The following is a 21049-nucleotide window of genomic DNA, read 5'->3' on the forward strand; positions in this document are numbered from 1 at the left end:
GTTCTCCGCCGATCCAAATTATCAGCATTCCATGGCGTCGGGTTCACACTCGTCAGTGAGAGCACGAATTTTATGCTCAGAAATTAACGAGCGCTCACCTGCCAGAAACGATAATTTTTTGTATGACTCAACATCTACTGCAGTTAACGGTGACGGCAATTCAACATTGCGCTCATTCAAGTCATCATTAATTGCACTGGCGATAGTGCCGTCGCTAAAGCCAGCGTGAGTTAATCGGTTGATTTTTTGATAGTTCCACTCACGTAAACCTGCCGCAACAATACCCATAATTAATGCCTCCAAATAATGTGTTAATAAGTTGATGAAGATTTGGCAATACTGCCGGATGTACTGCCGCCAATCACAGCCCCCACAGTTGTTACAACAGCCTTCCCTCCAGCCATACCTAGTCCACCAGAAGCCAAGCTCCCTCCTCCCAACGCAGCGAGCCCCGCTGAAGAGGCTGCGGCACCGCTTAAGGTCCCCCCGGCCACGCCCAATCCCGCAGCACTGACCGCTGCGCCAATAGCCGGGGCCATGGCCGCCGCCGCCCCGCCTGTCGCGAGAGTTGCCGCTACGACAGCAAGAGATTTGAAAGGATTTTCACTAATATAATCAAAGAGATCGCTAAACATACTTATCACCTTTATCAACGTAACAGGCACATGCCTCGTTGAAATCAATGATATTCAACACATTAAATAAATCAAAATATTAAAAAAAATACATAAATTGATAAAAAAAATAAAATATTATGAAAATAAATCATGACTAAAATCTACTTGATATTTAATCTTCAATTAATATTTTTTGAAGTGGATTTTATTTGATATTTTGATGCATACAAAAGACATAGAAGACTTTTCAATCAGTTCCGGAAAATATCATGATTGAGCTTACCGGGTTCTTTCATTTCCCGGCATGACATTTATAAAATTTCGCAGGTTGATTTTGTGATAAAAATCACAAAAAATGGAGAATCAATGGCCCTTTCCGATCATCAAAAACAGGTTTTCCGCACTTTTCTCTCTGGCGAACGCCACCCGTTCCCGGATATATACGATGCGATAAGCGAGCAAATACTCCTTCTTATTTTTAAAGCTCGCCACCTTTATACGCTTCCCGAATGCCGCCATTGGTTTGAAGAACAACATCGCGTCATCACTGCGCTGCAAGATCAAAGCGCTAAAATCAGTGAGATTTATAAATCAGATAACTATGCCGTGGGTGCTGAAGAAGAAAAAGAGGATCCTCTTCTGAACACTCTCGCGTTTATGAGAACACTGTATGAAGGGTTCGATAAAGGTAACGTAAGCCTGAAAACTTGGGGGGAGATGAATCATCCGCCTGAACAACGCCGAGGGCGCTACCAACATCTGATGTCCCTTCATGAGGAATTTATTCGCGACGATCTGTTTGCCATTTTAACTAGCAGTCAAACAGGTTGCCCAGCTATTCCCGTAGAAAAACGGAAAGGCTACTGCCATCAGGATCTTTCAATAGCACATTCACATGGCGACCTGCTATTAGAAAAATTAGATAAGTATTTTTCTATCAATAGATTAGATATTTTATCCGAGACAGTGTTCCATCTCATCGCGGATTATCGGCAAAAACACAGTGCACTCCCCCAATGGCTGACACCATTCGCGGATACCTTCAGCGGATTCGCCATCAGAGGAATACGTGAAAGTCATGATTTTAAAGCCATCAAGGAAGATCTTGAAAAACAAGGTTGCGAACAACTAATTGACAGCGTGATCACTCAAGGGTCAGAGCACGATGCTCAGCGTATCCTGAACGTTTATATCGGCGTTTATGCTACTGATATTCACCACTGGCTTTTTGACATCCTGCGTTATCTGAAGACACCTCAATCAACGCCCTATCGCTGGAAATTTACAACAATCTCACCTGATAGAACCCAAAAAAACGAAGAAAAAAAAGAACACGAATCTATCAGTTGGGATAGCGAATTTTGCCAAATAACCATAGATCGCAATAACCTATTGGAACTCATTCAAACACACACCCTTTATGATGCGGTGCTCACGCTTGCCGATCGGCTGCTGCATATCTATCGCCCAGCTGCAGAGCAAGAATTACAGAAAAAAGATAGCGTGGCCTCCCTCGCTGAGAATGAACAAAAAATCCACAACTCCAATAGTTTTCTGTTTCCTAAATCAAATAGACGTTCGTATGAAGAAAACGTGGGTAATGTGCAAATGTTTGAGGCCTGGCATCAACGAAATACAGTGCTGCTGATCAGCAAAAATATCAAGCGAACGGAAAAAATCACCGTTGCCGAGCGGATTGCAGGACTAAAGAGCTATGATCTCAAAATTGGCGTCCCCTCCGGCAGCAAAATGAAGGTCAAAGACGGTGTTTACGATAAAGTCAAAAGTTACAGCTTTCTGAAATTACCCGATAAATTAAGCCAGGTTTCACTACAGCGATATCACTCCAAAGCGAAAGCTATCATCAATGCGGAGATCGATATGCTATTGCACGCTCAACAAAATAAAAACGCAGAATTTCCCTTCAACGGTGCGACGCATGCCATTAAACCCCTTTGGGCAAAATGCGATTACGCCAATAATACCGAGAAGAGTGAATTGTAATTGAATCGACAACGGTGTTTTCCTATCAGGAAATCACTGTTGTCCAAATGGCAACTCGCACTACTGACTCTCTCCCCGTATTCTTAGCGCCACATTCCTCATGAGGTCGCTATGACACGCTTTCTAATCTGCAGCTTTGCCCTTGTTTTACTCTATCCGGCCGGAATTGATATGTATCTGGTGGGATTACCGCGAATTGCCGCCGATCTGAATGCCAGCGAGGCGCAACTGCACATCGCATTCTCCGTTTATCTTGCCGGGATGGCGACAGCAATGTTATTCGCGGGTAAGGTAGCGGACCAGTCAGGGCGAAAACCAGTGGCTATAGTCGGTGCCCTGATATTCATTTTCGCCTCTGCCCTGTGCTCCTTTGCCGAAAGTGGCACGCCATTCCTGGTAGGGCGTTTCATTCAGGGCGTTGGTGCGGGCTGCTGCTATGTAGTGGCGTTTGCGATACTGCGCGATACGCTGGACGATCGCCGTCGGGCGAAGGTGCTGTCATTGTTGAACGGTATCACCTGTATCGTGCCAGTTCTGGCTCCGGTGATGGGGCACCTGATCATGCTCAAATACCCCTGGCAGAGCCTGTTCTATACGATGATGGGCATGGGCGTAGTCGTTTGTCTGCTCTCAGTGTTTATCCTGCGGGAATCGCGCCCGGCAACGCATTCAACATCTGCGGAAACCAACCAAATCGCAGAGTCGCTAGTGAACCGCTTTTTCCTCAGCCGACTGGCTATTACCACCCTCAGCGTATCTGTGATCCTGACCTTTGTGAATACTTCTCCGGTGCTACTGATGGAAGTAATGGGCTTCGACCGTGGTGAATACGCCACCACGATGGCAATGACTGCGGGTATCAGTATGGCAGTATCGTTCTCCACACCGTTCGCCCTGAGCCTGTTTAAACCTCGAACTCTGATGCTAACCTCGCAAGGGCTCTTTCTCGCTGCAGGCATCGTGTTAACGCTCGCCAATACGCATGCGCTCACTCTGTTTGGGCTGACTTTAATCTGTGCGGGATTCTCGGTGGGCTTCGGTGTCGCCATGAGCCAGGCGCTGGGGCCATTCTCGCTGCGTGCAGGCGTGGCCAGCTCGACATTAGGCATTGCCCAGGTTTGTGGTTCATCAGTGTGGATTTGGCTGGCCGCTATCCTCGGCCTCGATGCGCTGAATATGCTGATCGGGATTCTGATTGGTTGTAGCATAGTAAGTATCATGCTGATTATCACTGTTGCTCCAGACCGGTCCGCGCCAACTCATGAAGAAATCCCTCAGCAGTCTCGATCTTAATTTACTGCTCTGTCTGCAGCTCCTGATGCAGGAGCGCAGCGTTACCAAAACCGCTAAGCGGATGAGCGTCACGCCCTCGGCGGTCAGTAAATCGTTGTCGAAACTGAGAGCCTGGTTTGACGATCCGTTGTTTGTAAACACCCCACTGGGGCTGACGCCAACGCCGCTGATGGTCAGCATGGAGCAAAACCTGGCGGAGTGGATGCAGATGAGTAACCAACTGCTTGATAAGCCAAACCACGAATCGCCGCGCGGATTGAAGTTTGATCTGGTGGCCGAAACACCGCTGGTGATGATCATGTTCAACACGCTCTCACAGCAGATCTATCAGCGTTATCCACAGGCGACGATCAAAGTGCGCAACTGGGACTACGATTCGCTGGACGCGATTATTCGTGGCGAGGTAGATATCGGTTTTACCGGCCGCGAAAGCCACCCGCGATCGCGCGAACTACTCAGCCTGCTTCCTTTGTCGATCGATTATGAGGTGTTGTTTTCCGATCTCCCGTGCGTCTGGTTGCGCGAGGATCATCCGGCATTGCGGGAAGAGTGGAATCTGGAAACTTTTCTGCGCTATCCCCATATCAGCATTAGCTGGGAGCAGAGCGATACCTGGGCGCTGGACGATGTGCTCCAGGAGATGGGACGCGAACGAAATATCGCATTGTGTCTGCCTGGTTTTGAGCAGTCACTGTTTATGGCCGCGCAACCGGATCACGCGTTGATAGCTACGGCCCCAGTCTACTGTAAGCGCTATAACCAACTTCACCAGCTGCCGCTTGTGGCGCGTCCGATGCCTTTTGATGCTGCGCAGCTTGAGAAGATGCGCGTACCGTTCACCCTCCTTTGGCATAAACGCAACAGCCACAACCCTAAGATCGTCTGGTTAAAAGAGACGATCAAGGCTCTTTATCGCGATATGACCTGACGATCCGCCTCCGATGTTGTTGCAAAATTAACCACGCTGGCTACAGAAATGTAAATGTCGCGTAATGTATTTCGTTTCCGTCTACTTTTTGGGCAGCAAAGCCTGCCTATAAGCCGTGTAAATGTTACTCTGGTAATAATCACGGACCATTAATCACGGAGCGAAAAATGGCGACACATTTTGCCAGAGGGATTCTTACGGAGGGACACCTGGTTTCAGTTCGTCTCCCTTCTCCATGCCACATCGAAGCAAGTAATTTACCGACTCACCGCCGGACACGCTTTCTGGCCTCCAGAAGCCTGCTCGCCGAACTGATGTTTATGCTTTACGGCACAAGCACACTGCCCGACATTGTTATTGAAGCCAAAGGTAAGCCCGTCTTTCGCGATAAAAATCTGCCTGGCTTTTCAATTTCTTATGCCGGAAATATGGTTGGTGTCGCACTGACAACAGAAGGTGCATGTGGTCTGGATATGGAGCTTCAGCGGACGAACAGAGGGTTTAATAATCCACATTCAACCGAAACCTACCATTTCTCCAGTAACGAAAACCTGTGGATCAACAACCAAAGCGATCCGAATGAAGCACGCGCACAACTTATTACTCTGCGCCAGAGCGTACTCAAACTCACCGGTGATGTGTGCAATGACGACCCGCGTGAGCTCCAGCTATTACCCGGTGCCGGGCGTCTGAAATGTGCCCATGCTGCGCAGATCGAAGCCATCTGCGATGCGGAAGATGTATTGGTATGGTCAGTCGCGGTCACGCCAGCCATTGAAAAACTCAAGGTTTGGGAGTTTGATGGTAAACAGGATTGGAAATGTTTGCCTGATATCCAGACTCGCGCTAATGAGCCGACGGGTCGCCTGATCCGGTTTTCACAATTATCCGCAGCAAAGAGCTATACGCTTAACTGATTTAACCTTCATGATGAAACAGGAGTAACCATGTCTGAAACATTGAATGTTGTTACGTTACTGGGGAGCCTGCGCAAAGGTTCATTTAATGGAATGGTTGCCCGTACGCTGCCAAAAATTGCTCCTGCGGGGATGGAAATCAACGCATTACCCTCTATCGGTGATTTTCCTCTGTATGACGCCGATCTGCAGCAAGAAGAGGGTTTTCCAGCAAGCGTAGAAGCACTGGCAGAACAAATCAGGAAAGCCGATGGCGTGGTTATTGTTACGCCGGAATATAACTATTCTGTTCCGGGCGGACTGAAAAATGCCATCGACTGGCTGTCTCGCCTGCCCGATCAACCTCTGGCGGGGAAACCGGTTCTGATTCAGACCAGTTCAATGGGCGGCATCGGCGGTGCTCGCTGTCAGTACCATCTGCGCCAGATTCTGGTATTTCTCGACGCCATGGTTATGAACAAGCCGGAATTTATGGGTGGCGTCATTCAGAACAAAGTTGATCCACAAACCGGAGAAGTGGTTGATCAAAGTACGTTGGATCATCTCACCGGCCAGCTGACTGCTTTTAGCGAATATATTCAGAGAGTTAAAGCATAAAAGAGTTCGCATAATATTCGCAGATGATTGTAAATAATCCAGAAAGAGCCTAATCTTTCTGGATTATCTTATTTCCTGTTATTTATGACTCTGCTCCAGAATTATCCCCTCCTCTGTTTTCTCTCCTGGCAATTTATGGCATAGTTATACCAACTGTTACGGTTGTAATAATATTATTTATAAATATATCTACTCTTTTTTTCCCGACATCTTGTCACTCGTGAACAATGGATATGCCATGGACAGGACTTTGTCACATTTGCGGACAGCAGTATGTAGCAGTACACAGCTGGAGAAATCCATGTATGCCTGCCTGCAGGCGATACCAGATTCTATAGAATGTGATGGTATTTTTTTTAACTACTATCGTAGTGACATCCGCTGTATTCAGTTTTTAGCACTGGCGACACATAAAACGGCACGACTGAAACGGGATGTCATCCCTATTCCTGAAAACATTGCCCGACAATTCGATTATTCGGATAATTTCTCCACTCAACTTATTGATAATCTGAGTCAGTGCCCGCTGACTCAATATGTTGTAAATACCTGCTTTCGTAATATCAAATCCCTTATACTGATGCGCATGCATCTGGACGGCGTGCGTTTGGGTGCAATGGGGGTGTTTAGTTACCATACAAATGCCTTTACACCGCAGCATACGGCGTTGTTTGAATCAGTACGAGGAGAGCTCTCCTTGCTTGCCTTCATTGCCCTGTCACGGCATAACCTCTTACTGAAAAATATCCCCCCTCTTATACCAGGACTTCCTGCATCAGAAGAAGATGAGCAATTCGTTGTCAGCCCGTCCAATATCCCACTGTACCAGCTTTATAATTCGTTAGATGAACTGGCAAATAGTAAACAACCCATTCTGATGTTGGGTGAAGAGGGCGTCGGAAAAAAAACCTTTGTAGCTGCTTTACGACAGCGCAATTCTAACGGCATTCATTATTATGGAATACTTGATGCCTCCGTCCGGCAATTGATAATCATAAAAAATGGAAAAGTGGACAAAACGGTGGTTATCGATTTTGCTCTGCCACCGAACATTGCTTTATTTCTGGAATTGCATCAGGGGTCTTTGCAGATAAATGAAATAAGGTTATTACCCGAGCGCTGGCAAAATTTTCTGCTGGGGTTGCATTCAAACTACCGAGAATATTGCCAGATACAGGTTATAGCCATTCAGACCCTACCATTTTCAGCTACTCAAATACCCAGTAACAGTGAAAATCACAGCATTCATCAGCATAATATAACAAGCCAACGGTACGCCAACATTCTCTGTCAGGTTATTACGCTACCTCCGCTCCGTTATCGACATAACGATATTCCGCTTCTGTTGATACACTATCTGAGATACCTGTCGAAACAGCATAAACAGGCCTCCTTACCTGTTTTAGGCGAAGACTCTCTTCGCCTGCTTTGGGAGTACAACTGGCCAGGCAATATTACTGAATTAATTGGTTTGTTAGAAAACGCCTTTTTTCGCGGCACTCTCAATGAGCTCAACATCATGCTGCCTGGCGAGATGAATACCAATGCCATTGCGCCACTTGATGAAGCGATGCGTCAACATATTCAACTGGCGCTGCGCCAGACGCGGGGGAAAATTTCAGGGAAAGGTGGGGCAGCGGAACTGCTTGGTGTGAATAGCAATACCCTGTACAGCAAAATAAAGAAACTCGGTATTGCAGTGAAAGATAAATAGTAGCACTCCCCTTTCATTATGAGGGAAAGGGGAGCAACGCCTTTATTTACGCGTCCTGGTACGATGAAAACCGTCAATCATTCCTTTAATCAGCGCACCTGGCGTATCACCAGTACTGCACAAATACAGATGTATGATGATAAATGCCACCATCGTGACAGCAAGACCATAGTGGAGATATGCAACGACTTGCTTACCCGGCAATGTGAAGAGGGTTTTCGGCGTATAACCGGGGTACATCATCAATAACCCGGTGATAATCAGTAGCGGTAACAACAGAAACATCACGACGATATAACCCAGTTGTTGCAGGATATTAAATTTAGCCGCAGACGAAGCATGTTCCGGGTGAGGTTCTCCGCGGAAAATACCATACAAATAATAACGAGTCTGACGTACCAGGCGCCCAATAATTCCCTGCCAACGAACCCGATAGTGATGCCCGTTACCGCAGCAGGCCAACAGAATAAAGCCCAACCAGATAACACACAAAAGCACGCCAGTAATATTATGTACATCGACCCAAAGAGAGAATCGAGAACTTACCCAGTGCAATGCGCAACCACTGATAATAAGTACGGCAAAACAAAGTGCATTTAGCCAGTGCCAGCAGCGAACGGGCAACGTATAGAGATAACGTTTTTCTATCTTTCCGCCTGTTGCCTGATGAGATATCACAAGTCGCCCCAAACCATGGCAAATAAGCAGAATAACGAATCCACACAGAACGTATGCAAACAAACGATCAACTCGCCCACTCCCGTTATTGCCGATCATATAGGTATCGGTAAACAGGGCACCATCAACCTGACGAACAACAGGGGCTGAGACCGCGACCGCCGCCAGTTTATTTCTGAGCGCAAGGTCGTCAAATAATCCTTTCCCCAACTTACTGCCAGCAATGGTGTTTTCATCAGGGGCAAACGTTTTGTGGCGAGCACTAAGCAGCGATCCGTCACCATGACACTGCTCACATCCGATCGTTTGTGAGGCCGGTAATATCCGGTGCAACGTTGTATCCGTGGCATCAGCATGACAATCAATACACCGCAGGCTACTGAGGTGTTGTGTGGCATAAGGTAGCGCTGAATGCGCCATATCCTGAGATTTAGAAGCCTTTCCCCCGGATAACTGCGAAAATACACCTGCCCGCGAATGGCAATTGGTGCACATCAGATTACCATCTGCGATTTGTTTTTTATCTGGATGATTAATCTCCCCGGCCGTCATCGTGTGCGCATTATGGCAGGAGGTACAGGAAAGCAGCCCTTTCGCAATCTTTTGATTATGTACGCTTTGCTGCATGGCATGCACGGTATCGCGCATCACAACGCCGTGGCAGCTCTCACAAACCTTATCGCCAATGGGTTTTAGCACATGCGGGGTGGCTGAAAACCCCTCACTTTCCGGCTGACTCTGATGGCAAGCGATACATGGCACATTGCCATGTACGCTGTCGTGATATTTATCCATTGAGACGAATAAATTAGCCTGCACTTTATCGGTTGATATTCCCTGAATGTCACTGTCAGCATGGCATTCCTGGCAGGGTTGATTGAGCTGCGCTGTCGGGATCGGAGCGGAATACCCCGACAGCGATATCAATCCTGAAACCAGACAAAACAAACCTCTCTTTAAGAGCCCACACATAATATCCCTCATGGCTTCATATCTGGATATTTAAAGAGGTGGCAGTTGTTGCAGTAGATAACCGAAGGTTTGTGCTCGTTATGGCAGGCAGTGCAGGGAACATCTTTGCCGTAATGCATCGAATCATGCGGATTAGGCTCGGCATTCTTTTTATGTGGATCTGGCTGCGTTAATCCCGCAATCTGATCCCGCGTTCCATGACAACTCAGGCATGCTTTATCATTTGGAGCGGCGACTGGCGTGCTGGCGCCATGACACAATTGGCATGATGTATCGCGCCCGGTGGCTTCCAGAGAATGATGATAAGGCTTAACAGCCATCGTATTCAGTTGCTGGTGAAAGGCGGCTTCGTTATCTGCTGCAACACCAAGTTGAGAAAAACTGCCAGTCAACAGCAGTAACAAGGCCATGCAAAATTTCGCCATGTTAAATTCCCCCAACATCAAATGAATCATCCGCCGCGGTTGCAGAGGCGGCGCTGAGACCGGCTATACGACCGAAGACCAGACAGTCTGCAACGGCGCAACTACCGAGGCGGCTACCACCATGTGACCCCGCGGTTGCTTCTCCGGCAGCATATAACCCAGCGATCGGTTGACTATCCGCCGCATTGAGTACCTCCGCGCGCATGCTGATTTGTACCCCACCCATGACATAGTGCACTTTGGGCCACACGCGCACCGCGACAAACGGCCCCTTCTCCAGCGGCACAGCACGACTGACATCTTTCTTCATCCGATCACCGCCTTTACGTGCAACAGCGGCATTGTAGGCATCTACCTCATCCTGCAGCGTGGCGTAAGGGATACCAAAATGAGCCGCCAGTTGTTCCAGCGAGTCAAACTGCCAGGCTACGCCATAGTGCAATGCATGCCCCAGACTCTGGGCCAGTTTTGCACCTTCCAGCGTCGTGAAGCAGATGGGATAAAGTGGATTACCTTTTTCATCTACCTGCGCCAGAATGCCCTCTTCACGCTCTTTGCGATCGGCAAGTTCGTTTGTGAAACGGTGACCTGTACGCGGGTTGACCATGATCCCGTTGGGAAAACCGGAGATAGTATTGAACTGCGACACATAGCCGAAGCCTCGTTCGTCCGGCGATGACCAGGGACCTAGCTGGATTAGATCTAGCTGTACGGGTGTTGCGCCAATACGCAGCATGTGTACCAGGCATTCCGCCGTGGCACCAGGATGGTTGGTGGAGTCTACTCGCTCATCCAGCATGGGGTTTTGCAGTTTGCGGAAACGCAAATCATTAGAAAAACCACCAGAACACATCACTACGCCATAACGTGCGCCGTAATGACGAATCTGCCCGGTTTGTTCGTCAGGGAATTGATAGCCATCGCGAACCGTCAGACCAATCACACGCCCTTGCGCGTTTTGCAGGAAAGATTCCAGCTTGCATTGAGAACGGAAAACCACGCCCATTTTCGCGGCGGATTCTTTCAATGGACGGGTGATCCCCGCACCGGAACTCTCCACGGTTTGCAGCGTACGAGGGACTGAATGGCCGCCAAAGTGTTGTACAAACGGTTTGTACTTTACGCCGTGTTTAAGCGTGAATTCATACGCCGCGTTCGTATTCTCAACCAGAATTTTCAGCTGCTCTTTATCATTCAGGCCGCGTCCGGCCTTAAGCATGTCCTTGTACATCAGCTCAGGTGAATCGACGATCCCCTCTTTTCGCTGCGGGGGAGAATCGGCAACGGCGACCGCACCGCCGTTAATCGCCGAGTTACCGCCAAAAACAGGCATTTTATCAATAACCAGAACACTGCGACCGGCCTGCACCGCTTCAAGTGCGGCGGCCAAACCGGCAAAACCACTCCCGACCACGATCACATCGTAAATTTTATGGTAGCGAACACCCTGAACCTGGGCGCAGCTCTCCTGCGCCCATGCCGTTCCCGTTAGCGTCGCCAGTGCGCCGCCTGTCGCCAGGATTGTGCTTTGGGTTAGAAAAGCTCGCCGCGACACATCGCTGTTTTTTTTCATTGCCGTCATTTGCTCCCTGTCTTCATGCTGACCAGTGAGCTGGCAGGGAATGACGCCACCATCGCAGAAGAGTCCGCAATGTTGTCACTGAAAATCCGATCCTGGGTAACAAACGGAACCTTTTCACGATAAGTAGCAAAGAGTTTTCCTGTCAGTTCGCCCAGCTTCAGATCTGGGTTTTTCTGCTTGCGTAAATCGATAGCCTGACTGGCGTGCAACAGCTCCAGACCATAGATATTGCACATATCATCAGCAATTTGACTCAGTCGTTTGGAGGCTCGCAGGTTATTGGTATAAGTATCCTCAATGGTTCCCGCCATCGGTTGACCATCGAGAGAGACCGGGTTAACCAAATCGCGAATATCCGCCAGTAACGCTACCTGAGGTTTCTGGATAGCACCGAAAGCGTGTCCTTTCTGATTGGTATCAGACGCGAGAAAGCGGCTTAGACCGGTGAAATGGTCATCGGACAGGTGTAACGTGCGTTGAACGCTGTTATGCGCCAGATGCCCCATTGCTAAAGACAAGTTCTGAATCGCCAGCGCCAGCGGGAGGGGTTCAAAATTAGAGGTAGGGAAAATCGCGCCGCTTATGGTTTCACCGTTAGCATCTTTCGCACTAACAAAGTACTGCTCAACCTGACTGTTCTCCGCCAACGAGTGGTCTGCATCCACAATCACCGCAGGATTATCGTCGGAGCTGTTTAGTTGAATTTCCAGCATCTGCCAGGCTTCGTTCCATTCACGACGCGCTTCATTCAGCACAAATACCGTCGTACGGAAAGAAAGGGGATCCTGCAAAGGGCGCCCGTCCTGATGCTGCCAGAGATAAGATCCGCTTAGCGCATTACGAATGCTTCCCCCGGTATCCTGCACACCGGGGAAAGGTCGCACACTTAAGCTTTGGTACAAGAATGGTGCAACGTTGCCATCCAGCGCTTCCAGAGACAAACCAAACACCGCTGGCGTAATGTTGATAATCTGCCTGGACTCCAGCAACGCTTTGGCTGAATACGCGGCGGAAATTGCATTTGAAGAGAGGATAGAGAGCGCGTCCTTACCGAGCGGTTCGAGTTTCGCGATGCCGGCTTGTTGTAGCGCTTTTGCGGAAGCCATCTCGGTGCCGTTCACACGCACACGCCATTCACCAATCATTACATCGCCAATATGGGACGCGAGGGTAATATCAGCTTCACCAACAGAACCGCGCGACGGTATCACAGGGGTGATATGTTTGTTGAGTAGCTGCTGGTACATCCTGGCAACCTGCGGTTGAGCGCCAGTATTCCCCGTCAGCATCGTGTTAAGACGGATCACCATCGCCAGACGCACCAGTTCGTCAGGCATATCAGGACCAACACCTGCAGCATGTGCATGCAGTGCATTGATATTAAATTCACGCGACGCCTGGATAACTTCCGGAGTTAATTTCCCGTGCGCATCAAACAGTGATTTGTCTTTGTTCAAACCAACACCAACGGTTAGCCCATAAACCGGGACACCTTTTCCCGCAGCGATCATCAATAGTTTGTTGGCTTTATCGACGCGATTCATGGCGGTTGACGCAATATCGACTTGTTTTTGTCCCTGTGCGATAGCCCAGGCTTCATCCAGCGTTAACGAGTGCCCATCCAGCGTTACGCTGGATGCCGACGCGAACAATGGAAAAAGCAGAGAAACACAAAGTATCCCAGTGGTCGTCTTTTTCATTTCTGAATTCCTTTTTATAGAGATAAGAAACAGTAACGAAAAAAACGCATGCGAAACTTGAAATGCACCCTGCATTTATCAAGGCTATTTTTGATATTTCAAAAATAATGAAATTTAAACATTTCAATTTATTAACAGAGTGTTTAACTAATTGAAACCGCAACCGAGGCCAGCACCACTGCGTCATAGGATGAACCGTGACGATTTCTGGGAAACGGGTGTGCAATTTTGCTATTTACCTTGTTATGACCAAACAGATATTTAGCCTTGGTTATTATTCATAATTATTTTTAATCAATTACAGTCTATTTTTATTCAGAAAAAGATAATTAGCAGGGGGAGGAATAATGCAGGATAACCAGAGGAGCCGCTTCAGCTTCATAATGTGAAGCTGAAGCGGCTGGTAAATCAATGTGCGTCAATAAACACAATCTTTAATACAAACAGCAGCGCGACAACAATGACGCACGGGCTGAGGTCACGGAAGCGCCCGGTACCGATTTTCATTACGCAGTAGGAAATAAAGCCCAGCGCAATACCTTCGGTAATGGAGAAGCTAAACGGCATCATTACCGCAGTAATAAACGCCGGAACGGCTTCTGTCAGGTCATCCCACTTCACACGTGACAGGCTGGACGTCATCAGTACACCAACGTAAATCAGCGCACCGGCTGCCGCATATCCCGGAACCATTCCCGCCAACGGCGAAAGGAAGATAACCAGCAGGAACAGCAAACCAACAACAACCGCTGTCAGGCCGGTACGCCCACCGACCGAAACCCCGGAAGAGGATTCAATATACGCGGTTACAGAAGATGTACCGATAAACGCACCGGTAACAGACGAAACGCTATCCACAAACAGCGCCTGCTTCATGCGCGGGAACTTACCCTTTGCGTCCGCCAGGCCGGCTTTATCCGTGACGCCAATCAGCGTACCAGAGGAGTCAAACAGGTTGACCAGCATGAAAGAGAAAATAACGCCCGCCAGACCAATGTTAAATGAACCGGCCAGATCAACATGCCCGATGACGGACATAACGCTCGGCGGCGCAGATACAATACCGTTGTAGTGGACATCGCCCAGCAACCAGCCCAACAGAGTGGTAACAATGATCGAGACCAGTACCGCCGCATGAATGTTGCGTGATGCCAGAATCGCGATAATAAAGAAGCCAAGAACGCCCAGCAGCACGCTGTGGGAAGTCAGGTTGCCGATAGAAACCAGCGTATCTTTATTCGCCACGATAACGCCGGCATTTTTCAGCCCCATCATGCCGATAAACAGGCCGATACCGCTGGTGATCCCCACGCGCAGGCTGACCGGAATATTGGCGATCATCCAGTAACGCACACGGAAAATTGTCAGCAGCAGCAGACCAACCGCGCCCCAGAAGATAGCGCCCATACCAATCTGCCATGACAGCCCCATCGCACCGACGACTACAAAGGCAAAAAATGCGTTCAGCCCCATCGCAGGTGCAAGCGCTACCGGCAGGTTGGCAAACAGTCCCATCAGGATGCTACCAAATGCAGCAATCAGACAGGTGGTGACAAAGACTGCACTGGTATCCATACCCGCAACGCCAAGAATTTGCGGGTTAACAAAAACGATATACACCATCGTCAGGAAAGTAGTGAAACCGGCGATCACTTCGGTCCGCGCCGTCGTGCCATGTTCGCGCAGCTTGAACACGCGTTCCAGCATCCCCTGGCCAGAAGCCTGGGTTGTGTGTTGTTGACTCATTATCAATTTCCGAACAAGGAGGGAAAATTCGTCGCTATCCTATACCAAAATGCGACAATAGGGTTGGGTTATGAGCAACTTTTTTCATTGAATTTGCTTATACGGCAACGATTGCGTCACCCCATTATGCATTACGTAAACGTTAAACTTGTTAAAATGGAAATGACATGTCCCAGATAGAAGCCGTATTTTTTGACTGTGACGGTACCCTTGTCGACAGTGAAGTAATTTGTTCTCGCGCGTATGTCAGCATGTTCCAGGCGTTCGGCATTACGCTCGATCTTGAAGAGATTTTTAAGCGCTTCAAGGGGGTAAAGCTCTACGAGATCATCGACATTATCAACGAAGAACACGGTGTCGAACTGGCGAAAGCCGATTTAGAACCCGTTTACCGCGCTGAGGTCGCACGCCTGTTCGATACCGAACTGGAGGTGATTGCAGGGGCTAATTCATTGCTGGACAGCATGGCTGTGCCCATATGCGTGGTGTCTAACGGTCCGGTCAGCAAAATGCAGCATTCTCTGGGTAAGCTGGGTATGTTGCATCATTTCCCTGATTTATTGTTCAGTGGCTATGATATTCAGCGCTGGAAGCCCGATCCGGCCCTGATGTTTCATGCGGCAAAAGCAATGAACGTCAACGCAGAAAACTGCATTCTGGTGGATGATTCCAGTGCAGGTGCGCAGTCGGGAATCGATGCGGGAATGGAGGTTTTCTACTTCTGTGCCGATCCACACAACAAGCCGATCGATCATCCAAAAGTAACGACCTTTACCGATCTGGCGCAGTTACCTGAGTTGTGGAAGGCTCGTGGGTGGAATTTGACGCGCTAATGATGTCGGAATGGTTATTGTATTGTAGGCCGGATAAGCATTAGCGCCATCCGGCGAACTGCCCGGAGGCGCAAGCTTACCGGGCCTGCGGATCACACAACTATTACTCTTTCGGATCTTTACCCGCCAGCAGCTTATCCAGCTCATCGCCGCCCACGTGACGGAAATCCTGCCCCTTCACGAAGTAGAAGATGTATTCGCAAATATTCTGGCAACGGTCACCGATACGCTCGATAGAGCGCGCACAGAACAGCGCGGTAAGTACGCTTGGAATAGTGCGCGGGTCTTCCATCATGTAAGTCATCAGTTGACGCACGATACCTTCATATTCCTGGTCAACTTTCTTGTCTTCACGGTAGATACGTACCGCTTCGTCCAGATCCATACGCGCAAAGGCATCCAGCACATCATGCAGCATTTGCACGGTGTGGCGACCCAGTGATTCCAGGCTTACCAGCAGCGGCTGATGCTGCTGAGAGAATTTTTCCAGCGCGGTGCGGCAAATTTTGTCGGCCACATCACCAATACGTTCCAGTTCAGCGATGGTTTTGATAATCGCCATAACCAGTCGCAGGTCGCTCGCCGTCGGCTGACGCTTGGCGATGATACGCACACAAGCTTCATCAATCGCCACCTCCATCATGTTGACGTTCTTGTCGCCTTCAATGACGCGCTTCGCCAGCTCGCTGTCTTGATTATGCATGGCGGTAATCGCATCAGAAAGCTGCTGCTCTACCATGCCGCCCATGGTCATCACCTGGGTACGAATACTCTCCAGTTCTGCATTGAACTGGCCGGAAATATGTTTATTAAGATTTAAATTGTCCATCATTTCTCCAGATGTCCAAAAGATTTCGAGCGAGAACAAGGCGGCAACTGCGCGAGTCCCCGGGAGCGTAGCCTACTACGTGACTGGGGTGAGCAAAGGCAGCCAACGCGGTTATCGCTTGAAAGCTGAAGGGCATATCAACCGTAGCGGCCGGTAATGTAGTCTTCAGTTTGTTTCTTCGCGGGCTTGGTGAACAGATCGTCCGTGTTGCTGAACTCAATCAATTCGCCCAGGTACATAAACGCCGTGTGGTCTGAACAACGTGCAGCCTGCTGCATGTTGTGGGTGACGATAACAACGGTGTAATCCTCTTTAAGCTCGGTGATCAGCTCTTCGATACGCCCGGTGGAGATCGGGTCGAGCGCTGAGCATGGCTCATCCAGCAGCAGTACTTCCGGGCGAATGGCGATACCACGCGCAATACATAAACGCTGCTGCTGACCACCGGAGAGAGAGTACCCGCTCTGGTGCAGTTTATCTTTGGTTTCGTTCCATAATGCGGCCTTGGTCAACGCCCACTGCACACGCTCATCCATATCCGCACGGGAGAGCTTTTCAAACAGGCGTACACCAAATGCGATGTTGTCATAAATGGACATCGGGAACGGCGTCGGTTTCTGGAACACCATCCCCACTTTGGCACGAAGCAGTGCGATATCCTGGGTGTTGGTAAGTATATTGTCGCCATCCAGCAGGATTTCACCTTCTGCACGCTGCTCCGGGTACAATTCAAACATTTTGTTAAAAGTACGCAGCAACGTTGATTTACCGCAACCTGACGGACCGATAAACGCAGTTACCTGGTTTTTAGCGATATCCAGGTTGATGTTCTTCAGGGCATGGAATTTGCCGTAGTAGAAGTTCAGGTCACGTACTGAAATTTTACCCGGAGTCGTGTTAACCATACTCATCTCAATCTCTTCCTCATTCAGCGCCGCCGTCGTTGGCCGCGCCGTAAATAATTAACCGTGTTTCTTCTTCGCGAAAATCACGCGCGCCAGAATATTCAGCAACAGTACGCACAGGGTAATAATCAACACCCCGGCCCAGGCCAGTTGCTGCCATTCAGCAAATGGACTCATCGCAAACTTAAATATCGTTACCGGCAGGTTGGCAATGGGTTGCATCATGTCGGTGCTCCAGAACTGATTGGAGAGCGACGTAAACAACAGCGGGGCGGTTTCACCCGCAATACGCGCAATCGCCAGCAGAACGCCTGTAATAATGCCGGAGACAGACGCTTTCAGGGTGATAGCAGAAATCATCTTCCACTTCGGCGTACCCAGCGCATATGCCGCTTCACGCAGGCTGTCCGGCACCAGTTTGAGCATGTTCTCGGTGGTGCGGATAACGATAGGCACCTGCAGCAGTGCCAGCGCGATAACACCCGCCCAGCCGGAGAAGTGCTCCATCTTCGCCACCACAATGGTGTAAACAAACAGACCAACAACAATTGATGGTGCAGAAAGCAGAATATCGTTGATAAAACGGATCACCTCAGCCAGCCAGGACTTACGCCCGTACTCGGCCAGATAGATGCCCGCCATAATACCGAGCGGTGTACCAAACACGGTCGCCCACAGAATCAACAGTCCGCTACCGGCCAGAGCGTTCGCCAGACCACCACCAGCGGTATTTGGCGGAGGCGTCATTTCGGTGAACAGTGCCAGCGACATGCCATCAATACCACGGGTAACCGTGGACATCAGGATCCAGATAAGCCAGAACAGACCGAATGCCATCGTCGCCATAGAGAGCGTCAGCGCGATGCGGTTTTTCATACGGCGACGCGCCTGCATCTTACGGCGGGATTCCGCCAGCGCGGCTGTGTTTTGCATTTCAAGCGTAGCCATTAGCGTGCCCCCTCGTTTTTCGCAAGGCGCATGATCATGAACTTAGATGCCGCCAGCACGATGAAGGTGATCACAAACAGGATCAGCCCCAGTTCCATCAGAGCAGCAACATGCAAGCCAGATTCCGCTTCGGCAAACTCATTCGCCAGCGCAGAGGTAATGCTGTTGCCCGGCATGTACAGCGACGCACTGTCGAGCTGGTAGGTGTTACCGATAATAAAGGTTACCGCCATGGTTTCACCCAACGCGCGCCCAAGACCCAGCATCACGCCACCAATCACACCATTTTTGGTGAACGGCAGGACGATACGCCAGATAACTTCCCAGGTAGTGCAACCGATACCATAGGCTGACTCTTTCATCAGCACCGGCGTTTGTTCGAACACATCGCGCATAACGGCTGCAATGTACGGGATGATCATGATGGCAAGGATCACGCCAGCGGCCAGAATACCAATGCCAAATGCCGGACCGGAGAACAGGGCACCAACAAACGGGATATTGGAAAGAATGTTACCGACTGGCTCCTGGAAGTAGGTTGCGAACAGCGGAGCAAAGATAAACAAGCCCCACATGCCGTAAACGATACTCGGGATCGCCGCCAGCAGTTCGATAGCGATACCCAGCGGGCGACGCAGCCAGCCAGGCGCTAATTCCGTCAGAAACAACGCAATGCCGAAGCTCACCGGAACGGCAATCAGCAGTGCAATAAGAGAGGTGACCAACGTACCGTAAATTGGTACCAGCGCACCGTAGATATCGTTTGGCGCATCCCATTCTTTGGTCCACAGGAACGAGAAACCAAATTTCTGGATGCTTGGCCAGGAGGAGATGACCAGAGAGACAATAATGCCACCCAACATCAATAGCACAATCAGCGCAGCCAGTTTTACCAGCGCACTGAATATCATGTCACCCTTTTTACCCGGAGGGTTAAAAGCAGGCTTGGTTGCAGCCATAAATTACTCTTTCCATTAAACACGTTTTACGAAGTTGCCCAAACCGGATGGCGCTACGCTTATCCGGTCTATACATTGGGCCTACAGTCTGAACCGTAGGGCGGATAAGCGTAGCGCCATCCGCCAATTCGTCAAAGATATTCTGTTAATACAGCGCTTTACCACTGCTGTCTTTCACGTTGGTCTTCCATGCAGCACGAATCTGCTCAACCACGCTGTCCGGCAGGCTGGCGTAATCCAGGTCATTGGCCTGCTTGCCGCCATTTTTGTATGCCCAGTCAAAGAATTTCAGCACCTCAGCGCCTTGCTCAGGTTTCTTCTGCTCTTTATGAACCAGAATGAAGGTTGTAGACGTGATTGGCCACGCCTCGTCACCTTTCTGGTTAGTCAGATCCTGGGCAAAAGTTTTGCTCCAGTCAGCGCCTTTAGCCGCATTAGCGAAACTTTCTTCGGTCGGACTTACCGGTTTGCCGTCAGCAGTAACCAGTTTGGTATAGGCCAGGTTGTTCTGCTTAGCATAAGCATATTCAACGTAGCCGATAGAGCCTGGCAGACGCTGTACGAACGCGGCGATACCGTCGTTACCTTTACCACCCAGACCGGTTGGCCAGTTAACGGTAGAGCCTGAACCAATTTTAGATTTCCACTCTTCATTCACTTTTGCCAGATAGCTGGTGAATACGAAGGAAGTACCGGAACCATCAGCACGACGAACAACGGCGATATTCTGAGAAGGCAGTTTCAGACCCGGGTTCAGTTTGGTGATGGCTTCATCATCCCACTTCTTAATTTTGCCGAGATAGATGTCACCTAGCGTTTTACCGTCAAGCACCAGCTCACCGGATTTCAGGCCTGGGATATTCACCGCCAGCACCACACCGCCGATCACTGTTGGGAACTGGAAAAGACCTTCCTGTGCCAGTTTCTCATCAGACAATGGTGCATCAGATGCACCGAAATCAACGGTATTTGCAGTAATTTGCTTTACACCACCGGAGGAGCCGATACCCTGGTAGTTTACTTTGCTACCGGTCTCTTTCTGATAGGTATCAGCCCATTTGGCATACACCGGCGCAGGAAAAGTTGCACCTGCACCTGTCAGGCTTGCTGCTGCGAATACAGAGAAAGCACTCATCGATAAGGTCGCGGCGACAACAGTTGCGACAGTGGTACGCATAACTTTCATAATGTCTCCTGCACGATTTTCGTAAATCATTGTTAAGTGGCTACGATGAGCAAAATAGGATAAACAGGTGACAGTTAAATGTACGAAATATGACAGTTTTATGACAACGAAATAAATCAGACAAAACAAATAAAAAAAACCAATAAAAATAATCAGTTGAAATGACACGTGACGGTAATATTTCGCAAAAAATTTCTTTTTATGACACTGAAAACA

19 protein-coding genes are annotated in these 21049 nt (G+C 49.3%); 7 read left to right on the top strand and 12 right to left on the bottom strand.

Annotated features, from left to right (window positions below; genetic code table 11):
* Positions 1 to 21 precede the first annotated feature (21 nt).
* Positions 22 to 288 carry a hypothetical protein gene (locus AACS05_RS23495; protein WP_045448970.1) on the bottom strand — a complete coding sequence of 89 codons (267 nt, stop codon included), beginning with the start codon at positions 286 to 288 and terminating at the stop codon, positions 22 to 24.
* A gap of 23 nt (positions 289 to 311) precedes the next feature.
* Positions 312 to 635 (bottom strand): hypothetical protein, encoded by a 324-nt coding sequence (locus tag AACS05_RS23500; RefSeq protein ID WP_052369298.1) that lies wholly within the window; start codon positions 633 to 635, stop codon positions 312 to 314.
* Positions 636 to 983: 348 nt separating this feature from the next.
* On the opposite strand from AACS05_RS23500, the gene AACS05_RS23505 reads away from it, so the two are divergent.
* The 6 genes from AACS05_RS23505 to AACS05_RS23530 all read left to right on the top strand — a co-directional run bounded on the left by AACS05_RS23505 (position 984) and on the right by AACS05_RS23530 (position 8070).
* Positions 984 to 2621 (top strand): hypothetical protein, encoded by a 1638-nt coding sequence (locus AACS05_RS23505; protein ID WP_045448972.1) that lies wholly within the window; start codon positions 984 to 986, stop codon positions 2619 to 2621.
* A 111-nt stretch (positions 2622 to 2732) separates the two neighbouring features.
* Complete coding sequence (locus AACS05_RS23510) at positions 2733 to 3914, top strand: MFS transporter (RefSeq protein ID WP_045448974.1); 1182 nt, start codon at positions 2733 to 2735, stop codon at positions 3912 to 3914.
* Complete coding sequence (gene yidZ, locus AACS05_RS23515; RefSeq protein WP_045448976.1) at positions 3883 to 4842, top strand: HTH-type transcriptional regulator YidZ; 960 nt, start codon at positions 3883 to 3885, stop codon at positions 4840 to 4842. Before AACS05_RS23510 ends, yidZ begins: the two co-directional genes overlap by 32 nt.
* Before the next feature lie 167 nt (positions 4843 to 5009).
* Positions 5010 to 5759 carry a 4'-phosphopantetheinyl transferase family protein gene (locus AACS05_RS23520; RefSeq protein WP_045448977.1) on the top strand — a complete coding sequence of 250 codons (750 nt, stop codon included), beginning with the start codon at positions 5010 to 5012 and terminating at the stop codon, positions 5757 to 5759.
* Positions 5760 to 5789: 30 nt separating this feature from the next.
* Positions 5790 to 6356 (top strand): NADPH-dependent FMN reductase, encoded by a 567-nt coding sequence (locus tag AACS05_RS23525; protein WP_045448979.1) that lies wholly within the window; start codon positions 5790 to 5792, stop codon positions 6354 to 6356.
* A gap of 301 nt (positions 6357 to 6657) precedes the next feature.
* On the top strand, positions 6658 to 8070 hold the full coding sequence (locus tag AACS05_RS23530; RefSeq protein ID WP_045448980.1) for a helix-turn-helix domain-containing protein: 1413 nt from the start codon (positions 6658 to 6660) through the stop codon (positions 8068 to 8070).
* A gap of 42 nt (positions 8071 to 8112) precedes the next feature.
* Here the strand turns inward: AACS05_RS23530 and phsC are convergent, their stop codons facing one another.
* From phsC to adeP, 5 genes are all read right to left on the bottom strand, one after another.
* Entirely contained in the window at positions 8113 to 9720 is a 1608-nt protein-coding gene (phsC, locus tag AACS05_RS23535; protein WP_052369299.1) for a thiosulfate reductase cytochrome B subunit, read from the bottom strand.
* 8 nt (positions 9721 to 9728) lie between these two features.
* Entirely contained in the window at positions 9729 to 10130 is a 402-nt protein-coding gene (locus tag AACS05_RS23540; protein WP_223307020.1) for a cytochrome c3 family protein, read from the bottom strand.
* 16 nt (positions 10131 to 10146) lie between these two features.
* Positions 10147 to 11727 (bottom strand): flavocytochrome c, encoded by a 1581-nt coding sequence (locus AACS05_RS23545; RefSeq protein WP_223307021.1) that lies wholly within the window; start codon positions 11725 to 11727, stop codon positions 10147 to 10149.
* Complete coding sequence (locus AACS05_RS23550) at positions 11724 to 13427, bottom strand: HAL/PAL/TAL family ammonia-lyase (RefSeq protein WP_045448982.1); 1704 nt, start codon at positions 13425 to 13427, stop codon at positions 11724 to 11726. The genes AACS05_RS23545 and AACS05_RS23550 overlap by 4 nt, the downstream gene beginning before the upstream one ends.
* A 408-nt stretch (positions 13428 to 13835) precedes the next feature.
* Positions 13836 to 15173, bottom strand: coding sequence for an adenine permease AdeP (gene adeP, locus AACS05_RS23555; protein WP_045448984.1), 1338 nt, complete (start codon positions 15171 to 15173; stop codon positions 13836 to 13838).
* A 167-nt stretch (positions 15174 to 15340) separates the two neighbouring features.
* Between adeP and yieH the strand changes: the two genes are divergently transcribed.
* Positions 15341 to 16006 carry a 6-phosphogluconate phosphatase gene (gene yieH / locus AACS05_RS23560; protein ID WP_045448986.1) on the top strand — a complete coding sequence of 222 codons (666 nt, stop codon included), beginning with the start codon at positions 15341 to 15343 and terminating at the stop codon, positions 16004 to 16006.
* Between the two features lie 103 nt (positions 16007 to 16109).
* Here yieH and phoU read toward each other — a convergent pair whose 3' ends face one another.
* The 5 genes from phoU to pstS form a co-directional block, all read right to left on the bottom strand.
* Positions 16110 to 16835 carry a phosphate signaling complex protein PhoU gene (gene phoU, locus AACS05_RS23565; RefSeq protein ID WP_003023824.1) on the bottom strand — a complete coding sequence of 242 codons (726 nt, stop codon included), beginning with the start codon at positions 16833 to 16835 and terminating at the stop codon, positions 16110 to 16112.
* A gap of 137 nt (positions 16836 to 16972) precedes the next feature.
* Positions 16973 to 17746, bottom strand: a complete 774-nt coding sequence (pstB, locus tag AACS05_RS23570; RefSeq protein WP_045448988.1) for a phosphate ABC transporter ATP-binding protein PstB — start codon at positions 17744 to 17746, stop codon at positions 16973 to 16975.
* Between the two features lie 51 nt (positions 17747 to 17797).
* Positions 17798 to 18688 (bottom strand): phosphate ABC transporter permease PstA, encoded by an 891-nt coding sequence (pstA, locus tag AACS05_RS23575; RefSeq protein ID WP_045448990.1) that lies wholly within the window; start codon positions 18686 to 18688, stop codon positions 17798 to 17800.
* Positions 18688 to 19647 carry a phosphate ABC transporter permease PstC gene (gene pstC / locus AACS05_RS23580; RefSeq protein WP_045448992.1) on the bottom strand — a complete coding sequence of 320 codons (960 nt, stop codon included), beginning with the start codon at positions 19645 to 19647 and terminating at the stop codon, positions 18688 to 18690. Before pstC ends, pstA begins: the two co-directional genes overlap by 1 nt.
* A 145-nt stretch (positions 19648 to 19792) precedes the next feature.
* The gene (gene pstS / locus AACS05_RS23585) at positions 19793 to 20833 is read right to left on the bottom strand and encodes a phosphate ABC transporter substrate-binding protein PstS (protein WP_045449847.1); all 1041 of its coding nucleotides are present in this window, start codon (positions 20831 to 20833) and stop codon (positions 19793 to 19795) included.
* Positions 20834 to 21049 lie beyond the last annotated feature (216 nt).

It is taken from the genome of Citrobacter sp. S-77 (assembly GCF_963864895.1).
Taxonomy (GTDB): Bacteria; Pseudomonadota; Gammaproteobacteria; order Enterobacterales; family Enterobacteriaceae; genus Citrobacter; species Citrobacter murliniae.

Bases quoted from the DNA above. Each gene is read 5' to 3' on its own strand.
- AACS05_RS23495 (WP_045448970.1), bottom strand. From the start codon at position 288: ATGGGTATTGTTGCGGCAGGTTTACGTGAGTGGAACTATCAAAAAATC.
- AACS05_RS23500 (WP_052369298.1), bottom strand. From the start codon at position 635: ATGTTTAGCGATCTCTTTGATTATATTAGTGAAAATCCTTTCAAATCT.
- AACS05_RS23505 (WP_045448972.1), top strand. From the start codon at position 984: ATGGCCCTTTCCGATCATCAAAAACAGGTTTTCCGCACTTTTCTCTCT.
- AACS05_RS23510 (WP_045448974.1), top strand. From the start codon at position 2,733: ATGACACGCTTTCTAATCTGCAGCTTTGCCCTTGTTTTACTCTATCCG.
- yidZ (WP_045448976.1), top strand. From the start codon at position 3,883: ATGAAGAAATCCCTCAGCAGTCTCGATCTTAATTTACTGCTCTGTCTG.
- AACS05_RS23520 (WP_045448977.1), top strand. From the start codon at position 5,010: ATGGCGACACATTTTGCCAGAGGGATTCTTACGGAGGGACACCTGGTT.
- AACS05_RS23525 (WP_045448979.1), top strand. From the start codon at position 5,790: ATGTCTGAAACATTGAATGTTGTTACGTTACTGGGGAGCCTGCGCAAA.
- AACS05_RS23530 (WP_045448980.1), top strand. From the start codon at position 6,658: ATGTATGCCTGCCTGCAGGCGATACCAGATTCTATAGAATGTGATGGT.
- phsC (WP_052369299.1), bottom strand. From the start codon at position 9,720: ATGTGTGGGCTCTTAAAGAGAGGTTTGTTTTGTCTGGTTTCAGGATTG.
- AACS05_RS23540 (WP_223307020.1), bottom strand. From the start codon at position 10,130: ATGGCCTTGTTACTGCTGTTGACTGGCAGTTTTTCTCAACTTGGTGTT.
- AACS05_RS23545 (WP_223307021.1), bottom strand. From the start codon at position 11,727: ATGACGGCAATGAAAAAAAACAGCGATGTGTCGCGGCGAGCTTTTCTA.
- AACS05_RS23550 (WP_045448982.1), bottom strand. From the start codon at position 13,427: ATGAAAAAGACGACCACTGGGATACTTTGTGTTTCTCTGCTTTTTCCA.
- adeP (WP_045448984.1), bottom strand. From the start codon at position 15,173: ATGAGTCAACAACACACAACCCAGGCTTCTGGCCAGGGGATGCTGGAA.
- yieH (WP_045448986.1), top strand. From the start codon at position 15,341: ATGTCCCAGATAGAAGCCGTATTTTTTGACTGTGACGGTACCCTTGTC.
- phoU (WP_003023824.1), bottom strand. From the start codon at position 16,835: ATGGACAATTTAAATCTTAATAAACATATTTCCGGCCAGTTCAATGCA.
- pstB (WP_045448988.1), bottom strand. From the start codon at position 17,746: ATGAGTATGGTTAACACGACTCCGGGTAAAATTTCAGTACGTGACCTG.
- pstA (WP_045448990.1), bottom strand. From the start codon at position 18,688: ATGGCTACGCTTGAAATGCAAAACACAGCCGCGCTGGCGGAATCCCGC.
- pstC (WP_045448992.1), bottom strand. From the start codon at position 19,647: ATGGCTGCAACCAAGCCTGCTTTTAACCCTCCGGGTAAAAAGGGTGAC.
- pstS (WP_045449847.1), bottom strand. From the start codon at position 20,833: ATGAAAGTTATGCGTACCACTGTCGCAACTGTTGTCGCCGCGACCTTA.